The organism is Pseudidiomarina sp. WS423 (genome assembly GCF_050750165.1).
In the GTDB taxonomy this organism is placed as follows: Bacteria; Pseudomonadota; Gammaproteobacteria; order Enterobacterales; family Alteromonadaceae; genus Pseudidiomarina; species Pseudidiomarina fusca.
The window spans coordinates 1-18,101 of sequence record NZ_JBOJLN010000010.1; the positions used below are offsets into that span (position 1 = coordinate 1).

At 45.4% G+C, this 18,101-nt stretch carries 20 protein-coding genes; 16 read left to right on the forward strand and 4 right to left on the reverse strand.

The window, feature by feature from the left end:
- Positions 1-140 precede the first annotated feature (140 nt).
- Positions 141-653 (forward strand): alpha/beta hydrolase, encoded by a 513-nt coding sequence (locus ACQ661_RS09045; protein WP_194928203.1) that lies wholly within the window; start codon positions 141-143, stop codon positions 651-653.
- A 52-nt stretch (positions 654-705) separates the two neighbouring features.
- Here the strand turns inward: ACQ661_RS09045 and ACQ661_RS09050 are convergent, their stop codons facing one another.
- Positions 706-1,602 (reverse strand): MBL fold metallo-hydrolase, encoded by an 897-nt coding sequence (locus ACQ661_RS09050; RefSeq protein WP_431668197.1) that lies wholly within the window; start codon positions 1,600-1,602, stop codon positions 706-708.
- 97 nt (positions 1,603-1,699) lie between these two features.
- On the opposite strand from ACQ661_RS09050, the gene ACQ661_RS09055 reads away from it, so the two are divergent.
- A complete protein-coding gene (locus ACQ661_RS09055) occupies positions 1,700-2,653 on the forward strand; it encodes a GlxA family transcriptional regulator (protein WP_431668198.1) in 954 nt (317 codons plus the stop codon).
- Between the two features lie 12 nt (positions 2,654-2,665).
- On the opposite strand, the gene ACQ661_RS09060 is transcribed toward ACQ661_RS09055, so the two are convergent.
- Positions 2,666-2,968 carry a hexameric tyrosine-coordinated heme protein gene (locus ACQ661_RS09060; protein WP_431668199.1) on the reverse strand — a complete coding sequence of 101 codons (303 nt, stop codon included), beginning with the start codon at positions 2,966-2,968 and terminating at the stop codon, positions 2,666-2,668.
- 107 nt (positions 2,969-3,075) lie between these two features.
- On the opposite strand from ACQ661_RS09060, the gene tehB reads away from it, so the two are divergent.
- From tehB to ACQ661_RS09075, 3 genes are all read left to right on the forward strand, one after another.
- Positions 3,076-3,645 (forward strand): tellurite resistance methyltransferase TehB, encoded by a 570-nt coding sequence (gene tehB / locus ACQ661_RS09065; RefSeq protein ID WP_153827108.1) that lies wholly within the window; start codon positions 3,076-3,078, stop codon positions 3,643-3,645.
- Positions 3,646-3,749: 104 nt separating this feature from the next.
- Complete coding sequence (locus tag ACQ661_RS09070) at positions 3,750-4,037, forward strand: CopG family ribbon-helix-helix protein (RefSeq protein WP_110076941.1); 288 nt, start codon at positions 3,750-3,752, stop codon at positions 4,035-4,037.
- Positions 4,038-4,060: 23 nt separating this feature from the next.
- Positions 4,061-4,306, forward strand: coding sequence for a type II toxin-antitoxin system RelE/ParE family toxin (locus ACQ661_RS09075; RefSeq protein WP_257119983.1), 246 nt, complete (start codon positions 4,061-4,063; stop codon positions 4,304-4,306).
- Between the two features lie 581 nt (positions 4,307-4,887).
- On the opposite strand, the gene ACQ661_RS09080 is transcribed toward ACQ661_RS09075, so the two are convergent.
- Entirely contained in the window at positions 4,888-5,598 is a 711-nt protein-coding gene (locus tag ACQ661_RS09080) for a hypothetical protein (protein WP_313932411.1), read from the reverse strand.
- Positions 5,599-5,706: 108 nt separating this feature from the next.
- Positions 5,707-6,138 carry a hypothetical protein gene (locus tag ACQ661_RS09085; RefSeq protein WP_092841881.1) on the reverse strand — a complete coding sequence of 144 codons (432 nt, stop codon included), beginning with the start codon at positions 6,136-6,138 and terminating at the stop codon, positions 5,707-5,709.
- Positions 6,139-6,258: 120 nt separating this feature from the next.
- Here ACQ661_RS09085 and ACQ661_RS09090 point away from each other — a divergent pair, with 120 nt between their 5' ends.
- From ACQ661_RS09090 to ACQ661_RS09140, 11 genes are all read left to right on the forward strand, one after another.
- Positions 6,259-6,642: a hypothetical protein gene (locus tag ACQ661_RS09090; RefSeq protein WP_126801850.1), complete on the forward strand. Its 384-nt coding sequence runs from the start codon at positions 6,259-6,261 to the stop codon at positions 6,640-6,642.
- A 320-nt stretch (positions 6,643-6,962) separates the two neighbouring features.
- Entirely contained in the window at positions 6,963-7,430 is a 468-nt protein-coding gene (locus tag ACQ661_RS09095; protein WP_313932410.1) for a GIY-YIG nuclease family protein, read from the forward strand.
- A 491-nt stretch (positions 7,431-7,921) separates the two neighbouring features.
- A complete protein-coding gene (locus ACQ661_RS09100; protein ID WP_228759564.1) occupies positions 7,922-8,353 on the forward strand; it encodes a potassium channel family protein in 432 nt (143 codons plus the stop codon).
- A gap of 1,029 nt (positions 8,354-9,382) precedes the next feature.
- The gene (locus ACQ661_RS09105) at positions 9,383-10,186 is read left to right on the forward strand and encodes a GIY-YIG nuclease family protein (protein WP_092842175.1); all 804 of its coding nucleotides are present in this window, start codon (positions 9,383-9,385) and stop codon (positions 10,184-10,186) included.
- 229 nt (positions 10,187-10,415) lie between these two features.
- Positions 10,416-10,832 (forward strand): hypothetical protein, encoded by a 417-nt coding sequence (locus ACQ661_RS09110; protein ID WP_153827111.1) that lies wholly within the window; start codon positions 10,416-10,418, stop codon positions 10,830-10,832.
- Positions 10,833-10,927: 95 nt separating this feature from the next.
- A complete protein-coding gene (locus ACQ661_RS09115; RefSeq protein WP_153827112.1) occupies positions 10,928-11,278 on the forward strand; it encodes a hypothetical protein in 351 nt (116 codons plus the stop codon).
- 2 nt (positions 11,279-11,280) lie between these two features.
- Positions 11,281-11,742, forward strand: coding sequence for a hypothetical protein (locus ACQ661_RS09120; protein WP_153827113.1), 462 nt, complete (start codon positions 11,281-11,283; stop codon positions 11,740-11,742).
- 130 nt (positions 11,743-11,872) lie between these two features.
- The gene (locus ACQ661_RS09125; protein ID WP_313932409.1) at positions 11,873-13,066 is read left to right on the forward strand and encodes a hypothetical protein; all 1,194 of its coding nucleotides are present in this window, start codon (positions 11,873-11,875) and stop codon (positions 13,064-13,066) included.
- Between the two features lie 284 nt (positions 13,067-13,350).
- Positions 13,351-14,274, forward strand: a complete 924-nt coding sequence (locus ACQ661_RS09130) for a WYL domain-containing protein (RefSeq protein ID WP_313932408.1) — start codon at positions 13,351-13,353, stop codon at positions 14,272-14,274.
- A gap of 111 nt (positions 14,275-14,385) precedes the next feature.
- On the forward strand, positions 14,386-16,809 hold the full coding sequence (locus tag ACQ661_RS09135) for a type I restriction-modification system subunit M (protein ID WP_431668200.1): 2,424 nt from the start codon (positions 14,386-14,388) through the stop codon (positions 16,807-16,809).
- A gap of 6 nt (positions 16,810-16,815) precedes the next feature.
- The gene (locus ACQ661_RS09140) at positions 16,816-18,096 is read left to right on the forward strand and encodes a restriction endonuclease subunit S (protein WP_431668201.1); all 1,281 of its coding nucleotides are present in this window, start codon (positions 16,816-16,818) and stop codon (positions 18,094-18,096) included.
- Positions 18,097-18,101 lie beyond the last annotated feature (5 nt).

The following is an 18,101-nucleotide window of genomic DNA, read 5'->3' on the forward strand; positions in this document are numbered from 1 at the left end:
TTTGGGAACCTTTGTTTAAAGGTTAATCTCTGTCATTATTTGCCACTGCAATCGCTTGATAGTGCAGGGCGATGACTTGCGATGAAGCCGAATGACGTAATGCTTGGCACCACTCAACGATAACTAGATAAGGACTTCTCATGCCAACCAAACCACTCGTGGTATTTAGTCACGGTAAAGAAACCGGCCCTCATGGCCGTAAAATTAGGAAATTACAAGAAATTGCCGAAGCGCAGGGCGCACAGACAATCAGCGTGGATTATACCTCAACGTATGATCCCACCGAGCGCGTGAACATTCTGCTGAATACCAAGCTGCCAGAACACAACGGCCTGATTTTAGTAGGCTCCAGTATGGGTGGTTACGTCAGCACCACGGCATCAGCACATTTAAAACCCGATGGCTTATTACTTATGGCGCCGGCGTTTGGCTTACCCGATTACCCAAATCATTACCCAGCCCCAGTCGCTAGCCAAGTTGCGGCCGTGCACGGCTGGCATGACGAGGTGGTGCCGGTAGACAATGCTATCACTTGGGCGCAGCGCCATAATGTACGCTTGGTGCTTGTTGACGATAATCATTCGCTGCATAGTGAAGTTCACACTGTCGGCCAGTTGCTTGTGGGTATGTTGCAGCAGTTGAAGGCGCAATAGTCTTACGGATGGAAGTGAAGGCGCCACGGCGTGTCGCAGCGCCTAAGTTTATTTAAAACGATAAGGTTTCACCGTCAGCAGGAATACGAACCGCTGCGCTAATTTCTTGGGTGTCCACAAACTGCTGTAAGTCAGCGCGGCTAACAGTCATGTGGTTCACAGCATCCATATGCACGGCAACAATACTGGCGTTAGGTAGCACTTGATGAACGCGCAAGGTGTCTGATGTACCCATAAGTATAGGTGCTTGTTCAAACCCATTTATCACTGCCGCACCGGTGTTCAGAATGATCACTTCTGGCTGTTCAGCCTTAAGCACTTGCTCAACTTCTGGGCGCCATACGGTGTCGCCAGCTAAGTACACTTGCTTGGCGTTAGGAGCACTAAATAATACGCCCATTACTTCGCCGAGCATTTGCGCAACCGGAGGCACCGCATACACGCTATCTTCGCCATGTTGGCCGCCAGTTTTTTGTAGGGTAACACCGGCAAATTCAGCGCTTTGATCTAACACGCGAACGTCGGTAAAGCCTTGGTCCCGTACCGTTTTTGCGTCTGCTTCATTTTGTACAAATAACGGTAATGCTTTTGGTATCACTTGTTGCGCTGCGTCGTCCCAGTGGTCTAAGTGGGTGTGTGTAACGATTACCGCATCAACATTTGCTAAAAGCTGCTCGGTTGGCATGGGTAAGTCAACCAGCGGGTTGCGTAAATGGCTGTTGTAGGTGCCTTCAAAACCAGGGTAGGCGCCTTTTCCCGCTAACATGGGGTCAACTAAGAAGGTGGTTTCGCCATAGGCTATTTTTACGGTGGCGTTGCGAATATGCTGAACGCTTACCTCGGTGGTTGTTGTAGTCGTTTGGTGTTGGGTGGTGTCGCCAACACCGGTGCAAGCAGTTGTGGCGATTAGGGCTGATGCCATAATAAGTGTTTTTAGACTGTGTTTCATGTGTTGCTTCCTTTGAGTGATTGAACGCTAACTATTATGTTTGGTTTTGACTAGGTAAACGATTGACCTAAATGTCATTTAGCGAAATAATTGGGCCATGAAAACTATTCCACGCATTGCTTTATTGCTCTACCCCGAAATAACGCCGTTTCATTATTCGGTGCCCTATACCGTGTTCAGTCCAATATTTACTGAGCAGCCATTGTTCGAATTAAAAGTAGCGGCCGAAGCGCATATTGCCGATACCGCTAACCATGGTTTTCAAGTGGCATCTGATGGTGGGCTTGAACTCATTACTAGTGCGGACATTGTGATTGTGCCGGGCTGGCATGATTTGAATGCTCGACCGAGTACTGAGTTATTGCATGCGTTGCAACAAGCTCACCAACGTGGCGCTTTGGTGGTGGGGTTGTGTTATGGGGCCTATGCGTTGGCCTACGCCGGTTTGCTAGATAATCGCCGCGCTGCAACGCATTGGCTGGCCGAGCAGGATTTCAGGGAGCGCTTTCCGCACGTTAGACTCGATACCAATGCGTTATACATTGAAGATTCGGGGTTGATTACTTCAGCTGGTACTGCGGCGGGGCTTGATTGCTGCTTGTATATTGTTCGCAAATTCTGCGGTGTGCGGGCGGCAAACCGAATTGCGCGCGTGATGGTGGTGCCGCCGCACCGTGAGGGCGGGCAAGCGCAGTATATTGAACAGCCGGTGGCTCATTCAACTAAAGATATCACCATCAACAAGCTATTGGACTACCTGCGTCAGCATCTTGAGCAACCGCATCGTATCGATGAGTTGGCAGAACGCTTGTCGATGAGTCGCCGTACTTTCACGCGTCACTTTCAAAAAGCAACCGGTAAGTCGTTGATCAACTGGCTAAATAATGAGCGCATACAGCGCAGTTGCGAATTGCTAGAAGCCGGCTCGCATTCTATTGAAAGGATTGCGGAGCTTTGTGGTTTTAATAACACCGTGTCGTTTCGCCAGCACTTTCAGCGCCGCCATCAGGTAAGCCCTTCAGTTTGGCGGCGCACCTTTACTGGGCACTAACAACAAGCTCGTTTAACGCCAATAATTATTAGCCGCTGCGATGGTTTGATAGTGCAGGGCGATCACCTGCGATGCCATCATTAAATCTACTGCATTGTTGGAATATTTATCGCGTTCGCGAAACAACACTTCTTTGTTCGACTGTGTGCTTGTCACCCCTTTGCGAGCCAGTTTGACGGCAAGCTCAAAACCTTGCTGCGGGGTTTCGGTAATTAAACTAGGTAACCACGGCTGCGATTTGTCTTGCGCTTGTACCGGCGTAGCCGCCGCGATCATGAATACACTGAAAAAACTAATAAGTAATAACTGACGCATAGATCGTGCTCCTTGTTAAACATGCATTTATTATGATTGTTAACTCTGAAAGTGCAAGTATAATGCGCGTTATTCGTTATTCGTGAATAGACAGGGCAGGAAATAGAATGTCAGCTGATTTAAATAGCCGTTATGGATTAAACCCACCACATAGTGAAGTTGTTGAAGCCTGTTCGGTGATAGAGCCTTGCAAAGCTCTTGATATGGGTTGCTCTAACGGGCGTAACGCGCTGTTCCTGAGTCAGCTTGGCTTCGATGTCACCGCTGTAGATAGCAACCCCAGTGCCATTGCGATGTTGCAGCAAATTGCAGCCGAAGAGGGCATTGCGAACATTAATTCGCAGGTATACGACATTAACAACGCGCAATTGAGCGATAACTTCGGGTTTATTGCGTGCACAGTAACTTTGATGTTTTTAGACCCAGAGCGTGTTGCGGCAGTGTTAGCTGACATGCAAGAGCATACGTTGCCTGGCGGCTACAACTTAATTGTATGCGCCATGAGCACAGCCGAGTACCCGTGCCCCATGCCGTTTCCGTTCACTTTTGACGAAAGCGAATTACGGGATGCCTACCAAGGTTGGGAGCTAGTTAAATACAATGAAGATCTGGGCACTATGCACAATGGGGCGCGATTGAAGTTTGCGACTATGTTGGCGCGAAAACCAACAAACTAGTTTTTTATCTAAAATCATCCGCTTTATAGGAAAGAATGACTTCAGCTAGACGGAGCAAAGATCGGGTGCTACATTGTACTAATAATGTAACACAAGGGGGTGATATGAGCGATGCAACATTTACGTTCCGCGTTAACGATGAGTTGAAAAGTGAATTTTCAAAAGCCGCACGCTCGCGCGATCGCAGTAGTGCGCAATTGCTACGTGACTTTATGCGTGAGTACGTTCAGCAACAAGAGCGGTTGGCTGAGCACGATAGCTGGTTTAGGGAGCAAGTGAAGCAAGGGCTTGATTCTGCTAACGCTGGGAATTTGGTTCCAGCGGGTGACGTTGAGGCTAAGTTTGCGGCACGCAGAGCGTTAACGCAGCGTAACATCGATAAGCAACGATGATTGTGCAATGGACTCCTTAAGCTATTCGGGATCGTGAGCAAATTTATGACTTTATCGAAAATGATAACCCAGTAGCGGCGCTTCAACTAGATAATCAAGTCTCGTCAAGCGTAGCAAATCTGTCTGAATATCCAGAAATAGGCCGTGAAGGACGGGTTCTTGGAACTCGAGAGCTTGTAGTGCATGCAAACTATATTGTCGTGTACGATTTCAGTAAGGACGCCCTTAGAATTTTACGAATCCTACATGCGGCTATGAAGTGGCCTTAATAATTAAGTAACTCCTACCATGTCAAGGTAGTCTGGGGTAATTTCTGTATTTATACCTTAATGTACGTTGCTTTGCAACCCTTGATATATAAGGCTTTCAGCGATATCGACCCCGAACGCCAGTTAAGATCAATTAAGGTAAATTAGCATGGTCGCGGCAAACTTGGTCACATGGTTTTGGCATGAAATCATGCTAATTTGAGTGCTGAAAAAGCATGATTTCATGCTATTTGTATTTTTGGGGTTTGCATAGGTATGCAGATTTGTGGGTTAGTTGCGATCTGTTAGTGCATTGTTGAGTGCTATAATTAGCACCAGTTGACGACATAAAATGGGGGGATTGGTGATGTTCAGTTGGCTACCAAAACCGAGAGCAACTTATAACTCGAACCTGTCAGAATTCGTGCGAAATGCAAAATCGCGTGAGAAGAAGCGTGTGTATGCTCGGGTAATTGATAAAGCCATTGAGGCACAGAACGAAGTCATTGAACGGCAAGAGGCAACGTCATAGTTGCGTGCATGAATTTAATATGAAACGGAGGCGACTGCCTCCGTTTTTTGTTTGTATCGGATGGCGAAAATTAAGCAGCACACACTTTTAACGCAGAAGTAACGCTGCTGCCAGGTAGTGTCACGCCTTGTCGTAAGGTATCTGCTTTGGGGCTGCCAAGCGATTCGTAGTCGAGCTGTAAGCAACCGTTTAGCGCGGTAATTTGCGCTGCGGTAAACACATAAGGCGTTACCGTTTTGACAATTTGTGCGCGGCGTTGCTCAGGCAGTGTAAATGAGACATTGGATGGATGTGGATTCAATTCACCTGAGTGCACTTGGGTGTAGATATCGTCGGTGAGCTCCCAAGCCTCCCATTGCTCGCAAATAATATCGGGATTTAGGCCCGCAAGTTCGTGAGAGTAGGTGGCATCCCAGTCAAAATGATAATGCTTGGTGCCGTTGAGCGATGTCTTGATGGTATCCGGCTCCATGTAAAGCTTGTACCAAATATCTAAGCAGACATCGCTGTCTTGGAGCGCCTGAGGTATAAGCTGCATGCCAGGTGCAAGAGCAGCAAGTGCAGACAGGTATAAACGGTAGCCATAACACTTTTTCTCGGTAGCAGTCGCAAGGGCTTCGATTTGAGCGTATTTGTCATCGCGTAGCTCGAACAGAAGCGCGCCTAAAATTTGCTGGTGGTTGTCGACCAACGCAATCAGTTGATGCTGCATATCAAACAGGCATTGGACATTGTCAGCATTAGCGAATGCCTTATCGAATACGGTTTTTGAGTAGTGCATAGTTGTGGCTCCTTGGTGATTAAAATAACTTATGCAGAACCACGCTAGCATGTTTCGATATTGGCGCTACTGATTGGCAGGGCCAAAAAGTAGGGCGCTGCAGGGCGGTTAATCAAATGGGCTATGTGAGTCAAATGAGCTGAATGAGTCATTATTGATACTGCTATTGAAGATGCCGTCATCACTCAATCTGTGCGTGAACATGTCGTCATGAAACCCTGACTGAACATTTACTGGATTGAAGGGCGAGAGTAGGTTGGCTGGGTCGAGTAAGTCGTGATGCATCACTGAGTGATGACTGAAACGGTGGTTTCTCCAATAAGAGTGGCAAAGGTGCGGTGTTGGCTCATCATCACAATCGTATAACCTCAGGATATCCGAGCTTAAGAGGCGTGTGGTCGTACCGTTAAGCTGGTCACCAGTTTTTTTGATAGGTACAGGAGCGAGCAGGTCCGGCGAGCGTTTTGCAGCAACGTCGCCTTTGCCAATTAGATAGCCAATAACCATGATAACAAACGCAACCGTGATCATAATCCCCATGTGATTTCTCCAATCGATACTCAGTAAATTTAGTCTTAGAAATTGATGCTATGGTTAACATGAGTAACATATTTTAAAATTGACGCTACAATCTCGCAGAAGCTAAGCGGGGGGAATAGAATGAACACTGTATCAACGGAAGAAAACACGAGTTCATTGAGCCAGTGGTTTGTTAATCTTGCTCCAGGTGATTCTTGCGCAAGAATCACCCTTCCGGCATCCAAGGTGCAGCAAGAGTTGCGAGATGGGATTGATGCTTGCGTGATTGACTCGCTACAACATTTCATTCCTTTGACTCTCATTGCTGATGCGCTCGGTTTGACTGAGCGTACAATTAAGTTAAAAGTGGCAAATCAGATAAAGTTGAACGTTTCGCAATCAGACACGTTGCTTTATCTTGTGCGAACATGGTGTAAATTACTGGCTTTTTTTGATGGCCGTCGCGACATATTGCTCATGTGGTTAAACAGTGAGGCGAGAGCGTTAGAGCAAACACAACCTTGACTTTTAATGCAAACAACCTATGGTCGTAATGTACTGCTTAGGTTGATTAATGAAATGCGGTTTGGGGAGATTTGAATAGGCGCCCATTTGGAGTGCCTATTCAATGACTAATAGTTTGGCGGGCTATTAATCGAAACGTACTTAATCCTTGCTCAGTTATTCTTACTAAACAATGACTGAAATGCAAGGGAAGACTCTCGAGTGGCTAAATTAAAAACGACTACTAAAGTCGGGGTTTAGCTGAAGGTCAGCAATGAGCGAAGAACGGACCTCCAATATTCGTGCTAACTTTTGTTTTAAAAATGCTAGGATAATTAAAAATGCATCCAGTTTTTAAAGAGTACATTGATTCACTAGAACCATCTTTCCAACAACTTCTAAATATGAAACAAGTCACGGTTGCAACGTTGCCAAAGGAAATCCCACAGTCCGGTATTTATCTGTTTTCAGAGAATGGTAAACATCTGTACGTTGGCAGAACAAATACAATAAGAAAGCGTTTGCAGAATCATTGTCGGCCAAGTTCAGGACATAATTCAGCTACATTTGCTTTTAGGCTTACGCGAGAAATTACCGGAATCACACAGGCGACATATGTTACCGATGGCTCACGTGCGAATTTAGAGTTAGATGCTACGTTTGGTCCTGAATTTATCAAACAGAAAAAGAGGGTGAGGGAGATGCATGTACGCTACGTTTCCGAACCGGAACCAATGCGACAGGCACTTTTAGAGATGTACGTTTCTGTAAGTTTAGGAACCCCTCACAATAACTTCGATAATCACTAACAAGCCAACAAAGTTAAAGATTAATAGCGTTGTTATCTAACTGCGTTTTTGAACGTTATGGCTAGGGTTATCATGCATTCCTAATTCTGGCTTGCCGGGCTCGAATGAGCGAACAGCGGACCTTCTGACTTTCAGCCTACTCCAACTAGTGACTAGCCGTTCCGTTATTCGTCAGTGTGGGTGTTGCTAGCGGTGCACGGCACATTCACGTCGGCAATATTACGCGTTTTGTTGTTGTGTTGTGTATTTAAGTCGTTTACTGTCAGTGACATAACAAAAAATGAAGGTTGGATATTGTGCGCTCGGTAGAGTGTAACTGAGCATTCTCAAATAGCCTTTGCTAACTCGGGACTTTTCAAGTCAGGAATGCCTGCTTGATCAGTAAGTTAAGAACCGAAAACCGTCAATTGGACGAGTTTCTAAATGCGCACGCACAATATACAAATGTTGGGTGCTAAAGTAGATCACAGTAATTTCTGGGTAAATTTGTAATGCAGTTGCTTCTCGCGTTTGTAATCAATAGTTTGCTTGTCGCCGTAGTGGTCATGGTGCATTACGGCATATTGCACCAGATCGTTAAAATCCTACCACGTTTTACTTTCGCTCATAGCCTACGGATAGTTTTCGGAGTCTTTGGCGCCTTGATTGCTCATGTTATAGAAATATGGATTTTTGCTTTAGGTTACTATTTTAAATCTCAAGGTTCGGGTTGGGGTAGTTTAGAAGGCAATTTTGATGGTACGTTGTTGGACTGCGTATATTTTTCGTTTACGGTTTACACAACAGTCGGCTTTGGTGATATTGAGCCTTTAGGGTATATTCGCTATCTTACAGGCATTGAGTCAATAGCAGGGTTGGTACTTATTACTTGGACAGCTTCGTTTCTCTATCTCGAAATGCAGCGTCACTGGGATCAGCGTTAGTGGTATGCACCCAACAAGGTGCTCAAGCCGAACCTTCACCTACGTTGCGCAGGCTGGTTCGCTTCGCTCATTATATCTCGCCGTGCTACACTCTCGATTCGGCCGGCTTAGCACGGCGTTGGGTGTAAAAAAACATCTTGGTTCTAAATGTGCAGAAGCCTGGCATTATTAATCGTGGTGGTTCGAGGCGAGAACGTTTTTAATAACGGAAGTCAGAGGGCCAAAGCTATCTTTCCTGCAGGTTGGGGAACAGGGTTAACCTAAGTTAGAGCGGCGAATATCGTCGTCGTACCAGTTCACAAGCCGTGTTTATTTTCATTTGCAAAACAGTGGTGTTCCCGCAAAAAACGGTGTTCTATACTTTAGCTGTCCTTGGGGTTTCACATCGCAAGCAGCCTAAAAGCGTGCCAGTCTTTGCAAGGCTAAGTTAGTTCGCTGGAAGTGGGTAGGTTCTAACTGGCAGGCACCCAACAAGACGCTCAAGCTGAACCTTCACCTACGCTCCGCCCAGCGCATGGCTTCGCCATTGTACGCGCTGTGCTACACTCTCGGTTCGGCCGGCTTAGCACGGCGTTGGGTGTAGGTAAAACATTCTAAATTTTGTTTTCTAGTCGTCAGAGTTCAGTGAAGGCTTTGCGCGAACGATATTATTTCTGTGGTCTTTGGTATATCGTTTCCGGCGCGTTTTAAAGGAAGGTTGTCGTTGAAATTCTCGGCTTGAAGAGTTTGAAATGAGGGCGTAGGTTTTTTCAGTGTTAACCATTTTATCAAGCTTTTCTGGTGGTTCGCGTAAGTTGGGCAAGCGGCGCGTACACCCCTTCTTCAATTTGGCCATTGTAGTACATCTTCAAAGTAGGGTAGTTCAGGGCTTCTTGGTGGGGCAGTGGTTCCTAGTGCGCAAAGCACCCAACAAGGTGCTCAAGCCGAACCTTCACCTACGCTCCACACAGCGCATGGCTTCGCCATTGTACGCGCTGTGTTACACTCTCGGTTCGGTCGGCTTAGCACGACGTTATGCCCTAAGGTGTTATGAGTAACTATTACGTCTACGTTTACATTGATCCCAGAAATTTCGAGGAGTTTTACTTTGGAAAAGGTAAAGGCTCCCGTAAACATGCTCACCTGAATGACGACTCGGATAGCGAAAAATCCCGGCGGATAAAGGCCATCAAGAAAGAAGGGTTGGAGCCAATAATCAGGGTTATTGCTCGCAATCTATCTGAGCACGATGCGCTGCTGGTTGAGAAGACGCTACTCTGGAAGTTGGGTAAGCAGTTAACGAATATATCCTCGGGCCATTATGCAGACAATTTCCGTCCGCATGACTCCCTACACAAATACCTTTCGGGGTTCGATTTTCAAAATGGGCTATATTATTACAACGTAGGGGAAGGTGTGCATCGCAACTGGGATGACTACGTTTCCCATGGGTTTATCTCCGCAGGTCAGGCACCAAGATTCCGGGATGCAATGCTAGGTTTGCAGACAGGGGATTTTGTCGCAGCATATCTCAAGCGCCACGGTTTTGTTGGGGTTGGCCAAATTACTCAAAGCGCTCGGCCGGTGCGTGACGTTCTGGTAGGCGGTATCCCACTTTTGCAGCATGAGCTGGTATGCCCAAATATTGCAGAAAACTCGAACGATCTCGATAAGTCGGAGTATGTCGCACTCGTCGACTGGATCAGGACTGTTCCGCGAAACGAGGCAAAGTGGAAATCAAAGAGTGGGCTGTTTACCTCGCAGCTCATCCGAGCCTCGTTGGATGGTCAGCCAGAAACTATAAAGTTTTTGGAACAGGAGTTTGCCGTTGATTTCGCGGAACTTCTGGCATAACAATCGGCTGCACAGCGACCGATTTTCCGCCGCTTTGCGGCTCCAAGCCGGCGCGTGAGCCGGGCGTTATGCATAAGGACTCAGTGTGATACGAAAACTATTTCTGGTTTTAGTAATTGCGTCAATTCCAGCGCTCGCTTGGTCATATGCAAAGCCGTTAAGGTTACTTCTGCCTCATTTAAATGGAGTGACGTGCAACGGCTCAGTGTGCGTGGAGGATACGAGTGGGATGTATCAAGCTATTGAGCTTTATGGCTCTGCGGTAACGAACATCTCTGCAGCTCAACTTCCACTTAGAGCTAGCCCAACGTTTGTTTATTGCTCTACTGCAGAGTGCTACCAGTCGTTTGGTGGAGGAAATGAGCGAGCGATTTCTTATCCGTTTCTCGGTACGGTTATAGCTCCTGAATCGTGGCAGCGCTACATCACTCAGCACGAATTGGTTCATTGGTTCCAATTTTATGAAATTGGCCCTGTTTCGACCATGATGAAACCTGAATGGTTTAGAGAAGGTATGGCGTATGTGTATAGCAACGCACCGGAATCAGACATTCCAGAGCATTACTTGCCAATGATGGTAAAGTACGACGAGTGGCATTCCGATAAATCTTGGTCTGAAATAGTTCAGGACGCAGGAGACCTATAATATGCATAACCAAGCCATCAAGTACGCTCCCTTCGGTCGCCCGACGCTCGCAAGCTCGCGTAAGCTGAAAGAGCAATGATCATAAAGGAAAAGGTATGTCGAATTTCGATCAAAATTTTGAAGCTGCACGTCTTGCCTCGCTGGCCAAACAGCATTCAGACATTGTTAAAGTTACAGGTGAGGTGGTTTTCCGTGCAGAAGATGATGAAGACCGCTTGAGTGGTACATCTTGGACACTTGAAGAGGATATTTTCGATCAGGTTACGGAGTCTGGTTTTAAGCTGCATCTGCTCGAGCTTCTCGATGATTTTATTGCACACCGAGGCCGATGTAATGAGTTGCCGAAAAAAGAAGGGATTGTTCGTTTTGGTGGTGGCGACTTGAGTATTGAATGGTTGCCTGACGGGTCTACCCATTTATCAGATCATTCAGGTGAGGAGCAGTAAGTTTGATTACAAAGCATGACTTGCCATCTCTTGTGAGCAATTTTGAGCGTCTACCGGGCCGAATCAATGAGCTCTCAAAGTCCGCCTTTGAAAGTGTTTATGACACGGAAGCTGCTGCTCAGGCAAAAAACATAATCTATTTTTTCTTGTCCTCAAAACCTGTGCCTCGCCTCAATGGCGAGAGCAACATACTTTACATAGGCCAAACAAAGACCAGTTTCAAGTCCAGATATTTCCGCCACGCAAACCTGCATGCCACGTCAAAGGCTAACTCGTTGAAATTTGATATGATAATAAGAAATTATGGGGCAATAGAGATCGCGTTTTGTGATTATCGTAAGTTTGGCGACACTCTGCTGGGTGCTGAAGGACAATTTTTGTGGTGGTACTTTCAGAATCACGGTGAGTACCCACCAATAAACTACACCAAAACCAAAGTCAGAACAGATGCTGTCAGCGCATAACAAGGCAAAGCATGTCGCACAGCAAAGCTGCGCTGGACTGTCAAAAGCGTCACTTAAATTGCATTCGCAATTACGTGACACTTCTGCCAGCCCATGTTTGCGGCGTTAGGCATCACGCAGAGAGGATTGCATGTCCGAGGGATTGACTGAATCAGAAAAATTTGTGAACTCTATTTGTGAGAGAGCTTTTCTTAATCTTTGGACTCATCCAAATCCGATTGGGAAGAAAGGAAAAGAGCTTTGTGATTGCTTAATTGTCTGCGGAAACCATATCGTTATTATTTCTGTGAAGGATATTAAGTACAAAGACACAGGTGATGAAGCTGGCTGGAAGAGGTGGACTAAAGCAGCAATAGATAAATCGGCTTCTCAAATATGGGGCGCTGAACGATGGCTAGATTCTTCTGTTGAGTTCACCAGGCACGATGGCCGAAAGGTCGAGTTGCCACCAAAAGAGGATCGAATCGTACATCGTGTATCTGTATCACTTGGGGCTCAGCGAAGAATACCCACAAAGTCGGGAGACCTAGGTTATGGAATCGTACATGTTTGCGATGAGTTTAGCCTTGGAGCAATTTTTGGCCTTCTAGATACGATCACGGACTTCGTTGGTTTTCTTTCCGAAGTTGAGGCTTTAATAAACCGGGCCAATATAGTTTTCAGCGGCGGTGGCATTGAAGACTTATTGGCCATCTATTTATTAAACAATCATTCGTTCCCTTACGAAGAAGCTAATTTACTAATAATTGATGATACGGTTTTTCGAGGGTTTATAGACTCTGATGACTACAAAGCGATCCAAGAGTCTTATAAGGATTCATATTTTTGGGACAAGTTGATCGAGCATTTTGTGGGTGATCTCCTTACTGATGGAATGTTTGAATATGGCACAAATCAGGTCACTGATAATCAGCTGGCTCTTGTTCAAATGGCCCTCCAGCCGCGTGGTCACAGAGCAAATCTAGTCGATGCCTTTTCTGAGTTTTTACAGAAGCCTGAGTTAAAAATTGCTGCAAGAGTAGTTTTGGCGCACAAAAACACGGCATTTGTATTCCATCTAGGGCCAAGCAGTGATCGAGAATCCAGGGTTCAAGAGCTAGGCTTAAGGTGCTTGGTTGTAAGAGGTCGCCTTCCCGATGTCCAAATTGTAGTTGGCATATCAAGAGATAAGTTGGGGCCGTCAGAGGTTGGGTACTCTCACGATATTGTTTATGTAGACATCCCAGAATGGAATGATGATTTCGAAGAACAAGTAACTGGAATACAAAAGGAACTCGGTTACTTTGAAAACGCATCCTGGGCTAAGAAACCAGAAAATGCCTAACAACAGCGCCGCTGTCGGCGAAATGCGGCATAAATATTCTACGAGATGACTGTGTTATAAATGGGGTATTTACAATTGGTCTTGCGATGGTTTATTTGGCGAAAGGGCAGAACTCCGAAGAAAAAGAAACGAACGAACGCGAGTAGTTCAATCCGCTAAACCATTCCTCAAACCTTCCTTTGTAAATATTTTGTGATACGATGTGACCTAATAAATTTAATTAGGACAGATTTATTCAGTGCGAAATAAACAAAACAATCGCTCGAACAAGGTCAATCAGCCGCATGATACATAAGGCCCTGACACAAAATCCACAGGCGAAAACAAACAGTTCTGCGCAACTAGCAAAATTGCCGCAGGCAACGCGTGATCGCATTGCTCACATCGACTTCACCTTATTGTTTAAAGGCGAAGCCATACGCGCTGATGTAGTGAATCGTTTTAGCATCACCGCCGCACAAACCACTAAAGACTTCACCTTGTATCGAGAGCTGGCGCCGCACAACATAGAGTATGACCAAAAGCTCAAAGTACATAAGCGTGGCAAGGCGTTTACGCCCTTGTTTGACTATGACGTGGTTAGAACGCTGGCCACTATTAGCCAGGGTTACGGCGACGGTTTTACTGGCGAAGTAAAACCACCGCTAGCTTGTGAAGCGCCTTATCACCTAAACAAGCCCAGTTTATCAATCGTCGCCAAAGTCACCGAGGCCATACACAAAGGCAAAGCCTTAAGCATCACCTATGTGTCGCTATCGAGCGGTGAAACCACACGTGAAATTGTGCCACATACCCTGGTGGATAATGGTTTACGTTGGCACGTTCGTTGCTTCGACCGTAGACGAGCAGAATTCAGAGACTTTGTACTCACCAGAATTAAGTCAGCCGAAGTACTAGAAAACTCAACCTTGCACGAGACAGAACTCGAAACACAAGACCGGCAATGGAACCGTTTTGTCGAATTGCAATTAGTGCCGCACCCCCGAATTAAACATCAAGAAGCCATTGAGCTGGATTACGGCATGGTTAACGGCGTGATGATAATAGAAATAAGGGCCGCAACCGCAGGGTACTTACTTCGACAATGGCATGTCGATTGTTCTACCGAACACGCGTTGAACGGCCTTGAATATCAGCTTTGGCTGCGCAACAGCCAAGCACTCTATGGTGTCACAAACTTAAGCATTGCACCGGGTAGAGCAAGTTAATAGAACGATGTAGCGGCCATATAGGCGTTACATAAAGAACAGAATTTTAAATTTATAGTGAATCTGTTGCACCAGTCTAATGGGCAGCAACAAACACGGAGCAGGAAAAAAATGGATCATAGTGTACACAACAAGCTCATCTCATTTATTTGGAACATTGCCGACGACTGTTTACGGGATGTGTACGTTCGCGGTAAGTACCGTGATGTGATTTTGCCTATGGTGGTGTTACGACGTTTAGATACGTTACTAGAACCCACCAAAGAAGCCGTGCTTGAAGAGGTAAAGTTCCAAAAAGAAGAGATGCAAGCCACTGAGCTTGATGATGAACCATTAAAGGCGGCCAGTGGTTATGTCTTTTACAATACATCTAAATGGACGCTGAAATCCCTATTCAACACCGCAACGAACAACCAGCAGATATTGCTGGCTAACTTTGAAGAGTACCTGCTTGGCTTTAGCGATAATGTTAAAGAAATTATTGAATGCTTTAATCTACAGTCGCAAATTCGTCACATGGCCTCCAAACAAGTCCTGCTTGATGTCGTCGAAAAGTTTGTTTCGCCCTACATCAACCTAACTCCTGAAGTGGTCGAAGACCCAGATGGCAATAAGATGCCAGCCCTTACCAACCTGGGTATGGGTTACGTGTTCGAAGAGTTGATCCGCAAGTTCAACGAAGAAAACAACGAAGAAGCAGGCGAACACTTTACGCCACGTGAAGTTATTGAACTGATGACGCACCTGGTGTTTGATCCAGTGAAAGACCAGTTGCCGCTTACCATGACAGTGTATGACCCTGCGTGTGGTAGCGGTGGTATGTTGACTGAATCTCAAAACTTCATTGAAGAGAAATATCCAAACGATAGCCGAGATGTTTATCTTTACGGCAAAGAGATCAACGACGAGACCTACGCGATTTGTAAATCGGACATGATGATCAAAGGTAACAACCCTGAGAACATCAAAGTAGGCTCAACTTTGTCTACCGACGAGTTCGCGGCTTCTCGCTTTGACTTTATGTTGTCTAACCCGCCATATGGTAAGAGTTGGGCGTCTGAACAGAAGCACATTAAAGATGGTAGTGACGTGATTGACCCACGTTTTAAGGTTAGCCTGAATGACTATTGGGGAAATCTCGAAGTGGTGGATGCCACGCCACGTTCAAGTGATGGCCAGCTACTCTTCTTAATGGAAATGGTCAACAAGATGAAAGATCCGAGCGTAAGCCCATTAGGCAGCCGGATTGCTTCTGTTCATAACGGCTCTTCGCTCTTTACCGGTGATGCGGGCGGTGGCGAAAGTAACATTCGTCGCTTCATCATTGAAAACGACATGCTAGATGCCATCGTTCAGTTACCTAATAACCTGTTCTATAACACCGGCATTACCACTTACATTTGGGTGTTGAACAACAATAAACCTGAGGCACGAAAAGGCAAGGTGCAGCTGATTGATGCCAGCTTGCTATACCGTAAGTTGCGTAAGAACTTGGGTAACAAAAACTGCGAATTTGCGCCTGAGCACATCACGGAAATTACCGAGACTTACCTCGCATGTGAGGATGTTGAAAGAGCGCTTGATGCAAACAATGATCCGATCGGCATTGCTAGCAAGGTGTTCAGCAATGACGATTTTGGCTACTACAAAGTCACTATCGAGCGCCCAGACCGCCGAAGAGCCAAGTTCACTCAAGACGCAATAGCTCCACTGCGTTTTGATAAACAACTTAGTGAAGTGATGGAGTACGTGTACGCAGAGCACGGCGAACGTGTTTACGAAAAAACTGGCTATGGTTCTGACAAGAAAAAGAGCTTCTTGAAATCCATTGAGAAGGACATTCTTTCTTGGTGTGAAGATAACGACATCAGCCTCAATGCTAAGGCTAAGGCAAAACTACTCGATGTGAAACATTGGCTAGCGCTAAAAGCATTGCTTGAAACTGCACAAACGCTGATGGCTGACATAGGTAGCATTGAATTTGATGACTTCAATAGCTTTAAAACCCAAGTTGATCAATCGCTAAAAGCCCATGCCATTAAGCTTTCAGCACCTGAGAAAAATGCCATCCTGAACGCGGTGAGTTGGTATGACGAAACCGCCAAGAAAGTGGTTAAAAAGGTGGTTAAGTTAAGCGGTGATAAATTAAACGACCTGCTGGAGCGCTATGAGTGTGAAGTCGCTGATTTGCCAGATTTTGGTTATTACCCCATTCCTACCACAGAAGGCGGTAAAAAAGGCGAGTTCATCACTTACGAGACCAACTCAGACCTGCGAGACACAGAATCTGTCCCGCTGACGCAAAGCATTTACCAGTACTTCCTAGACGAAGTGAAGCCTCATGTCGATGAAGCATGGATAAACTTGGATACGATAAAAATTGGCTATGAAATCAGCTTCAATAAGTATTTCTACCGTCATAAACCACTGCGTAGTTTAGAAGAGGTCGCAACCGATATCATCAACCTAGAACAAAAAGCCGAAGGTCTCATTGCGCAGATATTGGGCGTCGCAGTAGAAAAGGTTCAGGGGTAAGCAGTTATGATAAATATTGCTGAAATGCCTAAATATCAAACTTACAAGGACTCTACCGAGGGCTGGATTGGTGATGTACCGGAACACTGGGATATTAGAAAGTTAAAGCATCTCTTTTATGAAAAGAAGCATCGGCCAAATATGAGCTTGAATTGCGGTGCTATTAGTTTTGGAAAAGTGGTTACAAAAGATGATGAAAAGGTATTACTGAGCACTAAAGCCTCTTACCAGGAGGTATTATCTGGTGAGTTTTTAATAAATCCGTTAAATCTTAATTACGACTTGATCAGTTTGAGAATTGCTCTTTCAGAAATCGATGTGGTTGTTAGTGCAGGATATATCGTCATTAGAGAAAAGGAAGAACTGCAAAAGCAGTATTTCAAATATCTTTTGCACAGATATGATGTTGCTTATATGAAGCTATTGGGCTCAGGGGTACGACAAACGATAAGTTTTAACCATATTGCGAATAGCTTGCTGGTATCTCCACCTCTAGAAGAACAAACCCTTATTGCCAACTTTCTAGACAAGAAAACCGCTCAAATCGACGATGCGATTGCTATTAAAGAGCAGCAAATTAGCCTGCTCAAAGAGCGTAAGCAGATCATCATCCAACAGGCGGTGACCCAAGGGCTTAATCCTAATGTGCCACTCAAGGAATCAGGAATAATTGGTGTTGGTCTAGTTCCTGAACATTGGGACATTGTTTTCAATCGAAGAGTTTTTAGGGAGAACTCTCGAAAGGTTAAGGGAGATGAGCTGCCACTATCATTATCACAAGTAGATGGTGTTATTCCCTCGAATGATATGAAAGAGCGTTCGCTCAGCCCCTCCCACAGAAATAACTTTAAATTGTGTTTCCCTGGTGATCTTGTGGTGAATCGTTTTAAAGGCCATTTAGGAGTATTTTTTAACTCTGAGCATGAAGGGATAGTGACTTTTCATTATGGTGTTTTTGAACCACAAAAAGGTGTTCATACTAAGTTTTTTGAGCACCTGTATCATACTGAACCGTATAAAGCGATTTATGCAGGAGCCTCAAATGGCATGACAGTTGGTCTGCAAAACCTTTCTAATCAAAATTTCTATATGATAAAAACAATTAGACCGCCTGAAAAAGAGCAGGTTGAGATTTGTAAGTATATAGAAAAGATCTCTAATGAAATTAATATTGCAATAGGTGGAATTGAACTCCAAATCGAAAAGCTCAAAGAATACAAAACCACCCTGATCAACAGCGCCGTGACAGGAAAAATAAAAATCACACCAGAAATGGTTGAGCAATAGGATGC